This window comes from Caballeronia eucalypticola, assembly GCF_047608185.1.
GTDB lineage: Bacteria > Pseudomonadota > Gammaproteobacteria > Burkholderiales > Burkholderiaceae > Caballeronia.
Genome location: NZ_JBLKRU010000031.1, coordinates 1 through 16,788, shown reverse-complemented (window position 1 = coordinate 16,788; position 16,788 = coordinate 1). Strand labels below are relative to the sequence as shown.

At 59.1% G+C, this 16,788-nt stretch carries 14 protein-coding genes and 1 riboswitch; of the genes, 12 read left to right on the top strand and 2 right to left on the bottom strand.

Going from position 1 to position 16,788, the window contains the following annotated elements; all coding sequences use genetic code 11:
* The 8 genes from phnL to ACMX25_RS28055 all read left to right on the top strand — a co-directional run bounded on the left by phnL (position 1) and on the right by ACMX25_RS28055 (position 8,714).
* Entirely contained in the window at positions 1 to 813 is an 813-nt protein-coding gene (gene phnL, locus ACMX25_RS28090; RefSeq protein WP_414953261.1) for a phosphonate C-P lyase system protein PhnL, read from the top strand.
* A complete protein-coding gene (locus ACMX25_RS28085; protein ID WP_414953260.1) occupies positions 807 to 1,940 on the top strand; it encodes an alpha-D-ribose 1-methylphosphonate 5-triphosphate diphosphatase in 1,134 nt (377 codons plus the stop codon). Before phnL ends, ACMX25_RS28085 begins: the two co-directional genes overlap by 7 nt.
* Before the next feature lie 349 nt (positions 1,941 to 2,289).
* Positions 2,290 to 3,159: an HTD2 family dehydratase gene (locus ACMX25_RS28080; protein WP_414953323.1), complete on the top strand. Its 870-nt coding sequence runs from the start codon at positions 2,290 to 2,292 to the stop codon at positions 3,157 to 3,159.
* Between the two features lie 28 nt (positions 3,160 to 3,187).
* Entirely contained in the window at positions 3,188 to 4,351 is a 1,164-nt protein-coding gene (locus tag ACMX25_RS28075) for an acyl-CoA dehydrogenase family protein (protein WP_414953259.1), read from the top strand.
* A gap of 3 nt (positions 4,352 to 4,354) precedes the next feature.
* Entirely contained in the window at positions 4,355 to 5,533 is a 1,179-nt protein-coding gene (locus ACMX25_RS28070; RefSeq protein ID WP_414953258.1) for a CaiB/BaiF CoA transferase family protein, read from the top strand.
* A gap of 21 nt (positions 5,534 to 5,554) precedes the next feature.
* Positions 5,555 to 6,931 (top strand): MmgE/PrpD family protein, encoded by a 1,377-nt coding sequence (locus tag ACMX25_RS28065; protein WP_414953257.1) that lies wholly within the window; start codon positions 5,555 to 5,557, stop codon positions 6,929 to 6,931.
* Positions 6,928 to 7,728, top strand: coding sequence for an HpcH/HpaI aldolase/citrate lyase family protein (locus tag ACMX25_RS28060; RefSeq protein ID WP_414953256.1), 801 nt, complete (start codon positions 6,928 to 6,930; stop codon positions 7,726 to 7,728). The genes ACMX25_RS28065 and ACMX25_RS28060 overlap by 4 nt, the downstream gene beginning before the upstream one ends.
* Before the next feature lie 98 nt (positions 7,729 to 7,826).
* Positions 7,827 to 8,714, top strand: a complete 888-nt coding sequence (locus tag ACMX25_RS28055) for a LysR family transcriptional regulator (RefSeq protein WP_414953255.1) — start codon at positions 7,827 to 7,829, stop codon at positions 8,712 to 8,714.
* A gap of 25 nt (positions 8,715 to 8,739) precedes the next feature.
* Here the strand turns inward: ACMX25_RS28055 and ACMX25_RS28050 are convergent, their stop codons facing one another.
* On the bottom strand, positions 8,740 to 9,954 hold the full coding sequence (locus tag ACMX25_RS28050) for a winged helix-turn-helix domain-containing protein (protein ID WP_414953254.1): 1,215 nt from the start codon (positions 9,952 to 9,954) through the stop codon (positions 8,740 to 8,742).
* 369 nt (positions 9,955 to 10,323) lie between these two features.
* Between ACMX25_RS28050 and ACMX25_RS28045 the strand changes: the two genes are divergently transcribed.
* From ACMX25_RS28045 to ACMX25_RS28030, 4 genes are all read left to right on the top strand, one after another.
* On the top strand, positions 10,324 to 11,340 hold the full coding sequence (locus ACMX25_RS28045) for a porin (RefSeq protein WP_414953253.1): 1,017 nt from the start codon (positions 10,324 to 10,326) through the stop codon (positions 11,338 to 11,340).
* A gap of 208 nt (positions 11,341 to 11,548) precedes the next feature.
* A riboswitch (adenosylcobalamin (AdoCbl) riboswitch) is annotated at positions 11,549 to 11,638 on the top strand.
* 431 nt (positions 11,639 to 12,069) lie between these two features.
* A complete protein-coding gene (locus ACMX25_RS28040; protein ID WP_414953252.1) occupies positions 12,070 to 14,001 on the top strand; it encodes a TonB-dependent receptor domain-containing protein in 1,932 nt (643 codons plus the stop codon).
* Positions 14,002 to 14,053: 52 nt separating this feature from the next.
* Positions 14,054 to 14,827, top strand: coding sequence for a precorrin-6A synthase (deacetylating) (cobF, locus tag ACMX25_RS28035; protein WP_414953251.1), 774 nt, complete (start codon positions 14,054 to 14,056; stop codon positions 14,825 to 14,827).
* A 335-nt stretch (positions 14,828 to 15,162) separates the two neighbouring features.
* The gene (locus ACMX25_RS28030; RefSeq protein ID WP_414953250.1) at positions 15,163 to 16,020 is read left to right on the top strand and encodes an alkene reductase; all 858 of its coding nucleotides are present in this window, start codon (positions 15,163 to 15,165) and stop codon (positions 16,018 to 16,020) included.
* 10 nt (positions 16,021 to 16,030) lie between these two features.
* Here ACMX25_RS28030 and ACMX25_RS28025 read toward each other — a convergent pair whose 3' ends face one another.
* Positions 16,031 to 16,726 (bottom strand): IS6 family transposase, encoded by a 696-nt coding sequence (locus ACMX25_RS28025; RefSeq protein ID WP_414953322.1) that lies wholly within the window; start codon positions 16,724 to 16,726, stop codon positions 16,031 to 16,033.
* Between the last annotated feature and the right edge of the window lie 62 nt (positions 16,727 to 16,788).

Genomic DNA, 16,788 nt, shown 5'->3' with positions numbered 1-16,788 from the left:
ATGAATGCCAAGGCTGATCTTTCCAATGAACTTGCGTTTGCCGAACGCGCGACGCTGATGCTGCGCGCACGGGGCGTCGAGAAGACCTTTACGCTGCATCAGCAGGGTGGCGTGCGTATTGCTGCGTTGAGCGGTGTGTCGCTCGATGTGGAACGCGGCGAGTGTGTCGTGTTGTCGGGGCCTTCGGGTGCCGGCAAGAGCACGTTGCTGCGCTGCACGTACGGTAACTATCTGCTCACGCGTGGCACGGTTGCCATCCGCGACGAAAGCCAGTCATCGCAATACCTTTCGCTATCCGATGCATTGCCACACGATGTAATCCGTTTGCGCCGCACTACCATGGGTTATGTGAGCCAGTTTTTGCGCGCTATCCCGCGGGTGTCGTCGCTCGATCTCGTGAGCGAACCACTGATCTCACGCGGCATGGATGAAGAACAAGCGCGGGCACGTGCGGGCGCTTTGCTTGAACGCCTCAACGTGGCGCGGCGGTTGTGGACGCTTGCCCCCGCCACGTTCTCTGGCGGTGAACAACAACGTATCAACATCGCGCGCGGTCTGATTGTCGAACAGCCTCTTCTGCTGCTCGACGAACCCACGGCGTCGCTCGATGCCGAGAACCGGCAGGTGGTCGCTGACCTGATCGTGGAAGCACGCGAGCGGGGCGCGGCAATTGTCGGTATTTTCCATGATGAGGACACGCGTGAACGTGTGGCGACTCGTCTGATCCAACTCAACGCTCCCGCCGGGCAAGTGGACCCGGCGACAACAGCGACCACGGCATCATCGATTACGGAAACCTTGCAGACATGCTGATCAAAAACGCGCGCATTGTCACTCGCGATGAAGAGTTCACAGGCGTAGTACGAGCCGCCGGCGGCCGCATTACTGAAGTAGCGCCCGGCACGACATCGGTTGCGGAAGCGGAAGACTGGGGCGGTGATTATCTGTTGCCCGGACTCGTTGAACTGCATACCGACAACATCGAAAAGCATATTGCGCCGCGACCCGGCGTGGTATGGAATCACGACGCCGCCATCCTCGTGCACGATGCCCAGGTTGCAACGGCCGGTATCACGACGGTCTTCGATGCACTCGGCATTGGCTCGCGCGGGGGCGTGGGCGTACGCGGCAAGGAAATACAGACCAACTGCGCACGCTCGATCGAGCGGCTGACAGCCAGCGGCATGCTGCGCGTCGATCACTTCCTGCATCTGCGATGCGAAATTGCGGCAGCAGATGTACTCGATGTATTCGACGGACTGGTTTCGCATTCGTTGCTACGTCTCGTCTCCGTGATGGACCATACGCCGGGCCAGCGCCAGTGGCACGATCCGGTGCAATGGCGCAAATATCAGGAGCGCCACGGCAAGTGGAGCGATGAACACGCGAGCACCGTGTTGAGCGAATTGACTAGCGACCAGGAGCGATACGCGCGGGTTCATCGCAACGAGATCGTGGCGCGTTGCAAGGCGCTTGGCCTGCCGCTCGCGAGTCACGACGACACTTCTGTCGAGCACGTGCTGGAAGCCGTGGAAGACGGTATTGTCCTTGCCGAATTTCCCACGACTCTGGCGGCTGCCCAGGCGGCAAGGGACCACGGCATTGCGACGATCATGGGTGCGCCGAACGTCGTGCGGGGCGGCTCGCACTCGGGCAACGTATCCGCGCTCGAGATGGCACGCGCGGGGCTGCTCGACATCTTGTCGTCGGACTACGTGCCATCGAGTTTGCTGACCGCCACGTTCGAACTCGTCGACAAGGCCGGCTGGTCGCTGCCTCAGGCTATTCGCACGATATCGTCGGCGCCGGCCAAAGCAGCGGGTCTGACGGATCGCGGCGCGGTTGCGCTGGGTCTCAGGGCTGATTTCGTACGGGTCGCCATGGCAGATCGCTTGCCGGTTCCGCGGTCTACGTTCCTGGAAGGGCAACGGGTGGCGTAACTGTCGGCAGGGGGCGCGTCGTCCCTGAACGACGACGCGTGCTCGACGCATAACAACGCCAAGGCGCGCCTAAACCACGCTTGATTGAAAAGCAATTGTTGACCCCGCACGCCTGGACCACACGGCATTCTGTCGAGCCGGCGTTTTGTTCCGGGTATGGGGCACAGCACCCCGTCAAATAGCCTCGTACTTGTGCGAGTGACCATCACTGCGCGTTAAGTAAAACAAAATCCCCGCTTCAGAAATCACGACTTCGCGAAACGGGCAGACGGGTTCATAGTTGCATTCACTGCAACGCTGCTGATCGACCCTGCTGCCACGTACAACGAGAGACGCCATCGTGCCCGAAGTGCCCGACTCAACTAATCCGACTGCTCCAACCGAAGATTTCAACGACTGGCTGGACAAAACGCAAGTTGTCCACGACGTCATCACTGCGTTCCCGCTCGCGGCAATGGCCGCTACGCTGAATCGCAAACCAGAGACGAAAAATGTGCCGCCGTTATGGCACTGGCTCTATTTTTTACCGATTTCGCCCCTGTCTGAGACCGGTCCCGACGGTCACCCGAAGCGCGGCGGCTTCTTGCCGCCCGTGCCGCTGCCGCGCCGCATGTGGGCGGGCGGACGCCTGACATTTCACGCACCGCTGATGGTTGGCGAACAGGCGACACGCACGTCGACCATTGTGGATATCGAAGACAAGACGGGTCGTACCGGCCGGCTCGTGTTCGTGACGGTGCAGCATGAAATTGAAGTGGACGGTGCGCTCAAAATTGAAGAGGAGCACGATATTGTCTATCGCGACGAACCCGCTCCCGATGCTTCCAATGCACCGAAAAAAGAGCCGGCCAAAGCACCCGTCGATGAATCCTTCAGCCGGGAAATTCCGACTGACCCGGTGTTGCTGTTCCGCTACTCGGCGCTGACTTTCAACGGTCACCGGATTCATTACGATCACCCATACATTACGCAGGAAGAAGGGTATCCGGGCCTGATCGTCCATGGTCCGTTGATCGCGACATTGCTCGTGGAACTCGTGCGCCGCGAGTTGCCCGATGCGAACATCGCGAGCTTCGCGTTCCGGGCGCTGCGCCCGACCTTCGCGCCCAATCCGTTCACCGTGTGCGGCAAACCGTCGGAGGATGGCCGAACGATCGAGTTATGGGCCAAAGACCATGATGGTTGCCTGACGATGCGCGCTACCGCTACGCTCGCCTGAAACTGAAAATCAAATCTAAAAAGCCCTTATGCAGACCACTCACTCCGATCAGTTCCAGGACATTCGGGAAGCCGTTCGCGATCTGTGCCAGCAATTTTCCGGCGGCTACTTTCGCAAGATAGATGAAGCGCGTGGTTATCCGGAAACCTTCGTCGATGCGCTGACAAAGGCCGGCTGGCTTGCCGCATTGATTCCGCAGGAATATGGCGGTTCGGGACTGGGCTTGACGGAAGCGTCGGTGATCATGGAGGAGATCAATCGGGCCGGCGGCAACTCCGGTGCGTGCCATGGTCAGATGTACAACATGGGCACGTTGCTGCGGCATGGCTCGGCGCAACAGAAAGAGCGCTATTTGCCGCAGATTGCGAGCGGTGACTTGCGTCTCCAGTCGATGGGCGTCACCGAGCCGACCACCGGCTCGGACACGACGAAAATCAAGACCACTGCGGAGCGCCGCGGCGACCGCTATGTCATCAACGGCCAGAAAGTATGGATCTCGCGAGTGCAGCATTCCGACCTGATGATCCTGCTGGCCCGAACAACCCCGCTCGCCGATGTCAAACGCAAGTCCGAAGGCATGTCCATTTTCATCGTCGACTTGCGCGAGGCGATCGGACACGGCATGACCGTGCAGCCGATCCTGAACATGGTCAATCACGAGACCAATGAGCTCTTCTTCGACAACCTGGAAATTCCCGCAGAAAACCTGATCGGCGAAGAAGGTCAAGGGTTCAAATATATCCTCGACGGCCTCAACGCGGAACGTACCCTGATTGCGGCGGAATGTATTGGCGACGGCTACTGGTTCGTCGACAAGGTGACCGCTTATGCGAAGGAGCGCATCGTGTTCGGACGGCCTATCGGGCAGAACCAGGGCGTGCAGTTTCCGATCGCGCGCTCGTTCGTCAACGTGGAAGCGGCGAGCCTGATGCGCTTTGAAGCGGCGCGTCGCTTCGACGCCCACGAACCTTGCGGCGCGCAAGCCAACATGGCGAAGTTGCTGGCGGCCGATGCATCGTGGGAGGCAGCAAACGCATGCCTTCAATTCCACGGCGGCTTCGGGTTCGCCTGCGAATACGATGTCGAACGCAAGTTCCGCGAGACGCGCCTGTATCAGGTGGCGCCTATTTCCACGAACCTGATCCTCTCGTATGTCGCTGAACATATCCTCGGTTTGCCACGCTCGTTCTAAATCATGAGACCACTCGACGGCATCAAAGTCATTACACTGGAACACGCGATTGCCGCGCCGTTCTGCACGCGCCAGCTTGCCGATCTGGGCGCACGCGTGATCAAGATCGAGCGGCCGGGAACCGGCGATTTCGCACGCGGTTATGACGAACGTGTCGATGGGCTTGCGTCGCATTTCGTCTGGACGAACCGCTCGAAGGAAAGCCTGTCACTCGATGTCAAGCAACCCGAAGCGGCGAAGATTCTCGATACCCTTGTCGCCGATGCCGACGTGCTCGTGCAAAACCTTGCACCCGGCGCGGCGGACCGGCTCGGGCTTGGCTACGACACATTGAGCGTGAAATACCCGAAGCTGATTGTCTGCGATATCTCGGGCTACGGCGCTGACGGTCCGTATCGGGACAAGAAGGCGTATGACTTGCTGATCCAGAGTGAATCCGGATTCCTGTCGATTACCGGTTCACCCGGCGAGCCGGCAAAAGCAGGTTGCTCGATCGCCGATATCGCTGCCGGCATGTACGCCTACTCGAACATCCTGAGCGCATTGATTTTGCGCGGACGCACCGGCAAGGGCTGCCGGATCGATGTTTCGATGCTCGAAAGCATGGTCGAGTGGATGGGTTATCCGTTGTACTACGCAATCGGTGACCAAAGTCCGCCGGCTTTATCCGGCGCATCGCACGCGACCATCTATCCGTACGGCCCGTTTCTGGCGGGAGATGGAAAGACGATCATGCTGGGTTTGCAGAACGAACGTGAATGGAAAGTGTTCTGCGAGCGCGTGCTTGAACAGCCGTCGCTTGCCGCCGATCCGCGCTTCGACGCGAACTCGAAACGATCAGCATCACGCGATGCCTTGCGAGCGCTGATCGTCGCGGCGTTCAGCAAATTGACCGCAGCCGAGGTTTTGCAGCGGCTCGACGCCGCCGGCATTGCCAACGCGCAGATGAACACGCTGGCTGATGTCTGGGCGCACCCGCAACTCGAGTCGCGTGGCCGCTGGCGTGAGGTGGGGACATCGGCGGGACCGATTCCCGCGTTGTTGCCGCCGGGCACGCCGAACGGTTTCGAACCGCGCATGGACGCGGTTCCGGCGCTGGGCGAACATACCGACGCCATCCTGCGAGAGCTCGGCTATGAAGCCTCGCAGATCCAGGCGTTGCGCGTAACGGGCACCATCTAAACTCTTCAGGCAATCACAACGATGACCGATCATTCCAGCCGGACGCTCGCGACGTTCGCGGCATCACTTCACTTCGACGATATTCCGCAGCACGTCGTGGAGCGCGCGGTGAACTTGTACGTCGACTGGCTTGGGTCGGCGCTCGGAGGCAAGGGCGCGCGGCCGGTCGAAAGCATTGCGTTATTTGCGAGCATGGCGGGTGCCGCGAACGGCAACGGGCAAGCCGAAGTGCTGATCGACCGCACCCGCGCAACACCGTATTTCGCCGCGATGGTGAACGCCGCCGCCTCGCATTTCGTGGAACAGGACGACGTGCACAACGGCTCCGTCTTTCATCCGGCAACCGTGGTGTTTCCTGTCGCGCTGGCATTGGCGCAGGCGGCGCATGCGTCGGGCCGAGACTTTATCGCCGCCGTGGTAGCAGGATACGAAGTGGGGATACGCATCGGCGAATTTCTCGGGCGTTCCCACTACAAGGTCTTTCATACGACGGGTACAGCAGGGACCGTGGCGGCGGCTGCCGCGGCGGGACGGATGCTCGGGTTGTCGCCGGTGCAGATGCTTGACGCGTTTGGTTCGGCTGGTACGCAGGCGAGCGGCCTGTGGGAATTCTTGCGTGACGCCGCCGATTCCAAACAGCTTCATACGGCCATGGCGGCTGCCAACGGTTTGATGGCGGCAACGCTGGCCGCCGATGGCTTCAAGGGCGCCACGCGCATCCTGGAGGGCGAGAAGGGCATGGCGGCAGGCATGTCCACCGACGCCGACCCGTCCCGCCTCACCGACCGCCTGGTCGAACGTTGGGCGCTCACCGAAACCTCATTCAAGTATCACGCTGCGTGTCGCCACACTCATCCCGCCGCCGACGCGCTGCTCGCGGTAATGGCGGAGCATGGCCTCAAGCCGCAAGACATCGAGCGCGTGACGGCGCGCGTGCATCAAGGTGCAATCGACGTGCTCGGCGCGGTGACCGTGCCCACGACGGTTCATCAGGCCAAGTTCAACATGGGTACCGTGCTGGCGCTGGTCGCGTATCACGGTTATGCGGGGGTGACCGAGTTCGAAGAAAACTATGCCGCTACGCGCATTATCGATTTTCGCAGCCAGGTGGAGATGGTCTTCGACGAAGAAGTTGACCGCGCTTATCCCGCGCGCTGGATCGGCAAGGTGACGGTGCACACGCGCGATGGCCGCGAACTGACCGGGCGTGTCGATGAACCAAAGGGAGACCCCGGTAACACGCTCTCGCGCGATGAGATTGCCATGAAGTTTCGCCGGCTTGCCGAATTTTCAGGCGCTGCGTCAGATGAGGAAGCATCGCGTTTGCTCGATGCGGCGTGGGGCATTGCGTCGGAGACACGCATTGGTTCGCTGTTTGAAGTGGATGTGCGGGCATGAGCGAGCGTTCTTATTTGTTCGTGCCGGGGAATCGTCCCGAGCGCTTCGAGAAGGCTCGCGCGAGCGGTGCCGACGCAGTGATCTTCGATCTGGAAGACGCGGTTCAGCCGCAAGAAAAATCGGTCGCCCGCGAGACGGTGCGCGCGCATCTGGATGCAGACCGTCCTGCGTTCGTGCGCATCAATGCAGCAGATACCGAGTGGTTCGCCAACGATGCAGTGGCGATCGCCAATCATCCGGGCGTGGCGGGCATCGTATTGCCAAAGGCTGAAACGCGTGAGCAGATAGAGACGGTGCTGGCGCATGCGCATCCGTCGCTGACCATCCTGCCGATCGTGGAAACCGCACGCGGATTCGCTAACCTTGCGCTGTTATGCGCGACGCCGCGCGTGAAGCGCATTGTGTTCGGCACGCTGGATTTTCAGATCGACCTGAACATCGAGGGCGACGCCGAGGAACTCGATATGTTTCGCTCGCAGATCGTGCTCGCGTCAAGATTGGCCGGCCTGGCCACGCCGGTCGATGGCGTCTCGACCGTGCTGGACGATTCCGCATTCATCGAGTCTGAAGCACGGCGCGCCCGTCGTTTCGGTTTCGGCGCGAAGCTCTGCATTCATCCGAAGCAGGTCGACGCCGTGCATCGCGCGTATGCGTGGACGGACGCGGAGCTGGCGTGGGCGAAACGTGTGCTGCAAGCGGTGGAGGCAAGCGGCGGCGCTGCGGTGGCCGTCGATGGAAAGATGGTCGACATGCCGGTGATCCTGAAAGCACGGCGAATAATGGACGCGCACCCGTAGCAAATTTTGCTTTGTTGGAGATGCGCTTCGTGGTCCGTTAAGATTGCAGTCCCGGTTCATTTCCGCGACCGCTATGCGGACTTCCGCCCGCCGCCAATATGCATTTCGATTTCGTCGATCTGACGCTCATTGTCAATCTGGCCGACACCAGGAACCTCGCACGCGCTGCCGAGCGCTGCCATATCTCGCCGCCCGCGGCGAGCAACCGTATCAAGAACCTTGAAGAGCAACTCGGTTTCAAGCTGCTGTACCGCACAAGTCACGGTATGACGCTGACCCCGGCGGGTGAGGCGTTTGTGCATCATGCGCGCCTGGTGCAGGAGCGCGTGGAGCATCTGGCCGGCGACATGCAAGAGTACGGCGAGGGCATCAAGGGCCATGTGCGGATCTGGGCCAACACCACCGCGATCAGCGAATTCCTCCCTTCGGTGCTGAGCGCTTTTCTGCGTGACCACCCGGATATCAATATCGACTTGCGTGAAGTGCTAAGCGGAGAGATCGTCAAAGGCGTAGCGGAGAGTGCGACGGATATTGGCATCGTGGCGGGTAACGTGCATGCCGATCATCTTGAAATGCTGCCTTATCGCGATGACCGGCTTGTGCTGGTGACGTCGCTGGATCATCCGTTAGCGGGCGAAAAATCAGTCGATTTCGCTCAGACGCTGAACGACAATTTCGTCGGATTGCCAACGACCAGCGCGATCCATGCGTTCATTGTCACCGCTGCAAACGCGCTGGGCGCGCGCCTGAAACTGCGTATCCAGGTAGGCAATTTTGAAGCCGCATGCCGGATGATCGAACTGGGTGTTGGCATCGGCATCGTTCCTGAGTCGGTGGCAATACGCCACGGCAAGACCTTGAAAATCCACATGATTCGATTGAACGATCCCTGGGCCGAACGCAAGCTCAAGATCTGCGTGCGCAGTATGAAAGACCTGCCGCCGCTCGCACGCGCGTTGGTTGACCGGCTGACGAGCACGGTGTGAGCGCTGTGTGATCGCGAACCAGCCTTCATGCAGCGCCGGTCAATGCAGCAGCGAGCGCTGCCGGAACGCCTGCGCCGGCTGCTAGCTGCGGTGTTTTATGCCAGTCCGCGCAACGTTGCAAAGCCTTGCGCAGATCAGCCGTCAAGCCTGTTCCCACCCGCACCCCCGGCTCGATATACAACGACTTGAGTTCGAAAATACCTTGCGTACGATGGGCCTTCGCGTCCACCCGTCCGATCAGGCGCCCGCGATGCAAGATTGGGAGTACGAAGTAACCGTACTTCCGTTTTGCGGCAGGGGTATAACACTCGATCACGTAATCGAATCCGAACAACGTGCTCGCCCGCTTGCGGTCCCAGACCACCGGATCGAATGGTGACAGTACCGTGGTCACCGTGGAAGCAAGGCGGCCGGCGACCACGTCGTCCAGCTTGTCCGCCAGATCGCGATGCACGAACGCGTCGGCCTTCCAGTCCTCGACGCGCACGGGTATCAACTCACCAGCATCGGCCAGCTCATGTAAGGCCGAGGTGTACGGACGGCGCGGCATGCGGTAATAGTCGGCTACCCAGTCGGCCAGGCTAATGCCCAGCGCCCGACAAGCGCGCTTGAGCAGTTCCTGAGAAACGGTTTCGACAGGTGGCAGGTCGCGCGAATCATTCCACTGCGGCAGCACGCGTTCGGTTACATCGTAGATCCGTTGAAAATTGCGTCGCTCGGCGACCATCAACTCGCCGGTTGCGAACAGCACTTCCAGGTGCCGTTTCTCTGGTTTCCAATCCCACCAGCCCGCGCCGTTGCCGCCTTCCCGAGCGAAATCGGCTGAGCGGATAGGGCCGTTCTCACGGATTTGCTCAAGCAGGCGCTCGATGTCGTCACGATATTTCTCATGCCACTCCGCCGCGTATTTCCAGCCCATCCCTACGGGATCGAGCATTCGGTGACGCAACAGACCGTAGTCCTCTATGGGCACCAGGCAGGCCTCGTGCGACCAGTATTCGAACAGGTAACCCTCGGCCAGATGCTCGTCGAGCCATTGCGGTTGATAGTCGCCAACACGGCTGAACAACACAAGATAAGGACTGCGAGCAACCACGTGGATGGTGTCGATCTGCAACTGCGCCATGCGGCGAATAGCGTCCAGCACGTCTGGTTTTGTCGCCTTGCGGCGCGGCGGCGCAAGCAGTCCTTGGGCGATCAGATGCAGGGTACGGGCGGCCGAAAGGGGGATTGTTTCCATGCGGTGGGTTCGTGAGCGGGAGCACGTTGGCCGACTACGTTACCAGAGGACCGGCCAGGACGCGCGACGGCCAAGCACCATTGCAGGATTCGTCGAACATGCCGATGGCCGGGCTTACCTTTCAGTCCCGCATCAGCGCCCGGCGCCCGGTTCGGCGCCGGAGGAACGGGCAGGGAGCACGCCGTGCCCCCTCACGTACCCTTATTCTCGCCGTCATCTAGGCATTTTCCCCTACGTTCAAATCGCTTGACTGCCAAGAAATGGCACCCTACATTTTGATCCTGTTCATACATGTACTTTTTTGAGCGGATAGGTAGGTAACTTGTTCACTGCCGTGGCACTTCCGATATTTTTATCACCGGGGGGGTTATGAAGCTGGGTCGATACGCTGCATGTGCAGCGTTGTTGTCGTGTAGTTATGCCCACGCAGATTCTGGCGTGACGCTCTACGGTATCGTGGACGAATTCTTTCAATACGTGAACACGGGCAATCATTACACCGCAGCCATTGGATCGAGTTCCGAATGGGCCAGCCGTTTTGGACTAAAGGGCTCCGAGGATATCGGCGGCGGCAACAAGGTTAATTTCCAGCTCGAGAATGGCTTTAATCCGAACGACGGCTCATTCGCTTCTACCGGCCAGATGTTCAACCGGCAGGCGTGGGTCGGGTTATCGGGTAATTGGGGTGAGGTGAGACTGGGCCGCCAGAACTCGCCGGTCTTTTACGATCAGGGTTATCTGGACGCATTTGGAGCCGCGACTCAAGCGTCCGGATTCAGCAACATGATGACCTACGTTGTGCGCACGAGTAATACCGTCTCGTACCAATCGCCGGTCATCGGAGGCTTGCAGGCAGGCGTCTACGCCGGTTTTGGCGACGCGGGAGGATTGCGCTCGGCAGGATCGGGCTATCAGGCCGACCTTCAATACAACAGTGGGCAGATCGCCGCTACTGTGGCATGGCAGGCTGTGAAAAACGCCAGTAATTCCTCAACCGATACCGCCATGGAAGTGGGCGCTTCTTACACCATCCAGAAGGCCACGATTTACGCCGGTTGGGCCGCGAGCAGATGGACGGATATCAATCTGAACGTGGACGTTTACGGCGTTTCCGGCAAATATCAATTCACGCCGAGTGTATTCGTGGCATTAGGCTATACCGCGTTGCATGATAAAACCGCCGCTGGCAACAATGCGAATCAGATTGCCGCGCTGGCTCAGTATGATCTCTCTAAAAATACCAGCGTATACAGCACGATTTCTTATCTGACCAACCACAATCAGGCGTCTTATACGCTGGCCGGATCGGCGAATTCAGGCTTGCCGCTGGCCTATGCCGGCGCCAATCCGCACGGCATCTCAATCGGCATGTTTCATAAATTCTAGGTGACGTTATCGGTATGACATGTGCAAAACATGTCCATGCATGTCTGCTTCACGAAGAGTCTCCGCAATCGACTGCGCCGCAGTGAAAAACGTTTGAACAATACAGGCGCGTCGAAAGCGGACCTGGTCGCAGCAGGGCAAAAGGCCGATGACCTGATAACCCTCACCGGGTAGTGCTGGATGGGTTTTCAGAAGTAAAATGCGCGCTTACGACTCGTGGAAGCTGGTGTAAATCCAGCGCGGTCGCGCCACTGAGACCGGTTTCATCGCAAACCGGAAGTCAGACCTCGGCGTCGTATCCCTCTTTCCGACTTTGGGGCGCGCACTCCCCGGGAGATAAGCATATGACCGATACTGCCCGCCATCCGGGCATCCAGCCGAGGCGGCATTGCCTTGATTCCCCAGCTTGGTACGCGTTGGCGAGCCACCCTCGCGTCGATAACCCTGTTGCCTGCTTGCCGCGTCTGGCAAGGTCAACGACTCAGGCATGAGCCGGTATTAGCCTCGCGATAAAACCCATTGGTTGCTTCGAGAATATGCCTGACCGCTGTACATGCTCGCAGGATGATCCCTGTCGAAGCGGACTTGTAGCATCGGGTCGTGGCGTCCGCGGCCGGGCAGTGACCCCCTAAAGACCATGGGTCTTGTCATGCCGGCATCCAAAACCGGCATGCTGCATTTTCGTTCGCAGCATGCCTACAGTATTCCCCATAACAAGGTTTTCGCCGTATGAAGTTCCGTCATTTCATCCTCACCTCTGCGCTGACGGTTTCGGCATGGCAGGTTGCACAAGCCGCGGACGATTCGTCGTTGCCGCAACCGGAACAGCTCCCGTCCACTGCCACATTGCCGAACATTGTCGTCACCGGTGACACGCAGCATTTGCCGCAATCGTTCGATCAGCGCTATGCATCTACACAAGTTCTCACCCGCGCGGATCTCGACCGCCTGTCGCCAAGTGACCCGAGCATCACGCAAGCCCTCGCAACACTGCCGGGCGTGACCATTTCACAAAACGGCGGCCCCGGCTCGCTTTCCTCCGTCAGCATCCGTGGTTCATCAGGCAGTCAGGTCGCGGTGTTCATCGATGGTATCCGCGTTGGTTCGTCGACTACGGGACAAGCCGCATGGGCCGATCTGCCGACCTCCGCCTTTGATCGCGTTGAAGTGATTTCAGGGCCGGCGGCCGCTTCATTCGGCGCGGATGCGGTGGGTGGCGTCGTGCAACTCTTCACGAACCACGCAGCCAACCAGCCCAACCAGACCACGATCTCAACAGGCGGCGGGTCGAACAAAACATTCGATACGCAGATCCGCACCTCAGGCAGTATTCCGTCCACGGGACCGCTCTCGGTACTGTCCGGGCTGACTTATTCGCTGGGCCTGCACGACTACAATACTGCGGGAATCGATGCAACCCAGCCTGGCGCTTACGGTCATGAGGATGGCCGCAATCCGTACCATGCTCAGGACGTTGATGCGCGTCTCGGCTATGCGCGCGACAACTGGTCGATCTCCACATTCGCGCTGTATCACCGGTCCGATCTGTCCTACGACAATGCCGGCGGCGACAACCGTCAGCTTGATCATCAACTGACGACTGGCGCTGCATTTCATCTGGACATCACGCCGTACACGCAGTTTGACCAGTCTGTCGGTTACGCCACGGACCGTCAGTTCCTCTACGCGAACGACCCGGCCATTCCGACCGATGAGATCGACTCGACGCGCCTCAGCACATCGACTTCGCTGACCCATCAGGAACGCGGAATCACGCTCTTCAGTCTGCCGGTATCCGGCGAGACCAAGCTCGCGTACGACTTCACCCGTGAACAAGCTTTCCTCCCAGTCGATATTCCCACGGGCCTGCCGACACGCAACGATTCGGCCTTTTCACTCCATCAATCGATGACGCTCGGTGCGTTTTCTTTGTTCCTGGCCGGGCGCCACGAGATCATTCAGGGCCGGTCGGTCAATACCGGCAATGTCGCGCTGGCTTATGCGATCACCCCTGTTTATACGGCGCGCGTTTCGTATGGCAACGCATTCCGGCTTCCGACTTTCAACGACCTCTACTACCCGGGTTTCGGGAATCCGAACCTGCTGCCTGAGCGCAGTGACACGGTCGAAGCAGCACTAGATGCGGCCACGTCATGCGGTACCTTTACGGCCGCTATTTATGACACTCGCGTGCATGACCTCATCACTTATGACTCGGTGACTTTTCTCCCGGTGAACGTAGGGCGCGCGCATATTCAGGGCATCGACCTGTCGTACAAGGGCACGCTTGGCAACTCGACATTTGTCAGTCTCGCAATTGGAATCTTGAATCCGCAGGACGTTACCGACCAGACGTGGCTTAACCGTCGTCCGCGCCAGACCGTCAGCCTGAACGTCGATCACACGTGGGATGAGTTTCATCTGCATGCGCTTAGCACTGGCGTATCCTTGCTTTACGGCGGGTCGACCTACGACGACCAGTTCAACGCAACCTACCTGCCTTCGTACACAATCGTTGGCCTGCGTGCCGCTTACAAGGTCAATTCGCGCCTCACCGTGTCCGCCAATTTGTCCAACCTTTTTAATCGTCAGTACGTGACGGCATACGGCTACAACACGTTGGGGCGGACCGCATTCGGCAAGGTCGCATACACGTTCTAAATGTTTCTATCGTTCCGACTACTTATCATCATCACTTGATCGAGACATGTTCATGAAGCGAATCCTGATCATTGGTATTGGCGCCGGCAACCCCGACTATGTGACGATGCAGGCAGTCAACGCGCTCAACGAAGTCGACGTCTTTTTCGTAATGGACAAGGGCGTTGCCAAGGAAAAGCTGATCGCGTTGCGCAAGGAAATTTGCCGTCGATTCATCAAGGGCAATGACTACCGTTTCGCCGAAGCAACCAGTCCCGAGCGCGCACGGGACGTTGCGAATTATCAGGCGAGCGTCGAGACGCTCAACGATGACAAGGCAGCCGTCTTCGAACAATTGATCTCGGACGCGATGTCCGATGGAGAGTGTGGCGCGTTCCTGACATGGGGCGAACCGGCGTTTTATGACAGCACGATCCGGATCATGGAGTCGATCATCGGGAAGGGCGGTCACGGTCTCGAGTACGAAGTGATACCGGGGATAAGCAGCATCCAGGCGTTGGCAGCACAGCACAAGATACCGTTGAATAGCATTGGAGGGTCGATCGAGATCACAACCGGGAGGCGGATAGCCGAAGGTTTTCCGGACAACGTCGACAGCGTCGTGGTGATGCTGGACGCCGAAAACGCTTACAAGCATTTCGTGGATCAGGACATCGACATTTACTGGGGGGCTTATATCGGCACACCGGATGAAATTCTGGTGTCGGGAAAACTCAAGGACGTAGCCGGGGATATCGAACGGATTCGAGCGGAAGCGCGCCGGGCAAACGGCTGGATCATGGATACGTATCTGATGCGAAGAAACAGGCGTCGCGAGGATAACTAACGATGCTTGCCTTTCTTACTGACTGCTTGGACTTGGCGGGCACCTGCGTCATGTCGATATTGATGAACTCACCGAGGTCCTGGGTCTTGCCGTCCGGCAGGAACTTCTGGCTGGGCGGGAAGGGGTTCGGATCTGCCTGACATGGCCCCCCGATGAAGCGATGGACCGGTGAGCGCAGGATCGCGACACATCTGGGCAGAAACCGGAAAGAATCGCGTACGGGCTCATGGCTACACTGGGCCAGGAGCGGGATGCTGTCGAGGTTGTAACATCGACGCTTCGAAGCGTCCCTGGCAGTACTTTTCGAGCGCAGTTAAAAAGCAAGGAGCAACGTTATGCCTGATACGGATATAGCGCCGGGGGAGGCCGGGCAGCACGACGAGCAAATTCCACCGCGCAAGCTGTTCGAACCCGTAAAGGTGGGATCGTACAACCTTCGTCATCGTGTCGTAATGGCGCCGCTGACGCGTTCGCGCGCGAGCCAGCCAGGCAACATACCGTCCCAGCTCAACGCCTGCTATTACGCGCAGCGCGCAGCGGCCGCGCTCATCATCAGCGAGGCGACGCAGGTGTCGATGCAAGTGCAGGGCTACGCATGGACGCCTGGGATTCATAGCCGCGAGCAGGTCCAGGGCTGGCGGCTCGTGGCGGACACCGTGCACGAGGCGGGCGGGTTGATGTTCATGCAGCTATGGCACGTCGGACGCATATCGCACCCCTCCTTGCAGCCCGATAAAATGCTGCCCGTTGCTCCGTCCGCGGTCGAGCCGAAAGCGGAGGCGTTCATCGAGAACGAGCGCGGCGAAGGCGTCCTCGCGCGCTGCATCACGCCTCGCGCGCTGCAGGGCGAGGAGATGCCGTATCTCGTGCGCCAGTACTCCAGGGGAGCGCGCAACGCCAAGGCTGCCGGTATGGACGGCGTCGAAGTGCACGGAGCAAACGGGTATCTGCTCGATCAGTTTTTGTTGTCCGGCACAAACCGCCGCACGGACGAATACGGCGGGTCGAGCGAGAGTCGGGCAAAGCTGCTGATCGAGGTGATCGAAACGGTTTGCGAAGTGTGGGGGCCGGAAAAGGTCGGCGTACGGCTCTCTCCTCTCGGCACCTTCAACGACATGCAGGACGACGATCCCGAGGCGACCTTTTCTGGTTCTGTCGCAATAAGGATGGAGGGGCAAGCAAAGGCGATATGATATGCAGTGCTTATTTGGCCAACGAGTAAAACTGCTCGGCAGCAGTTTGGCCAGAGCCTGTCATCTGGCCTTTCTTAATCATATGCATGAGTTCGATGCCGCCCAGCAGAATGCGTGCACACCGGAATGTCTTGAAGCCGAGCATGGAGCGAGTGCGCCGTTTGATTGCCCGGTGATCCTGTTCGATCATGTTATTCAAATACTTGTTCTGGCGGATCTTGATCGGCGTGCCGCGCTGGGCGTTCAGCGCTTCAAGCGCGGCCAGGTTTGAGCCACTTTTATCGATCGTTATCGTCTCAGGCTCGCCGTTCTGATCAATCGATTTCTCAAAGTAACGCTGTGCTGCAGTCTTGTCGCGATGGGCTCGTAGCAGGAAATCAACCGTGTGACCCGCCTTGTCTACTGCTCGATACAGATACTTCCACGCTCCCTTGACCTTGATGTACGTCTCATCAACGCGCCAGCTCTTGCCCACCGGGCGCTTGCGGCGACCGAACGCTTTTCCAAGCACTGGCAGCAATTTGATTGCCCAACGATGCACCGTCGAATGGTCGACCTCGATGCCTCGCTCACCCATCATCTCTTCCAGGTTTCGTACACTCAGTCCGTAGGCAACATACCAGCGCACACACATCAGCATCACATCAAACGGATAATGAAAGTGTTTAAACACGTGCGATAAGGCTGGCGTCAGGCTCTGTTTCATCGGGGCAAAGACTTCGTTTTGGCGCCGAACATAATACCGCACCGCCTTATTGCGACAGAACC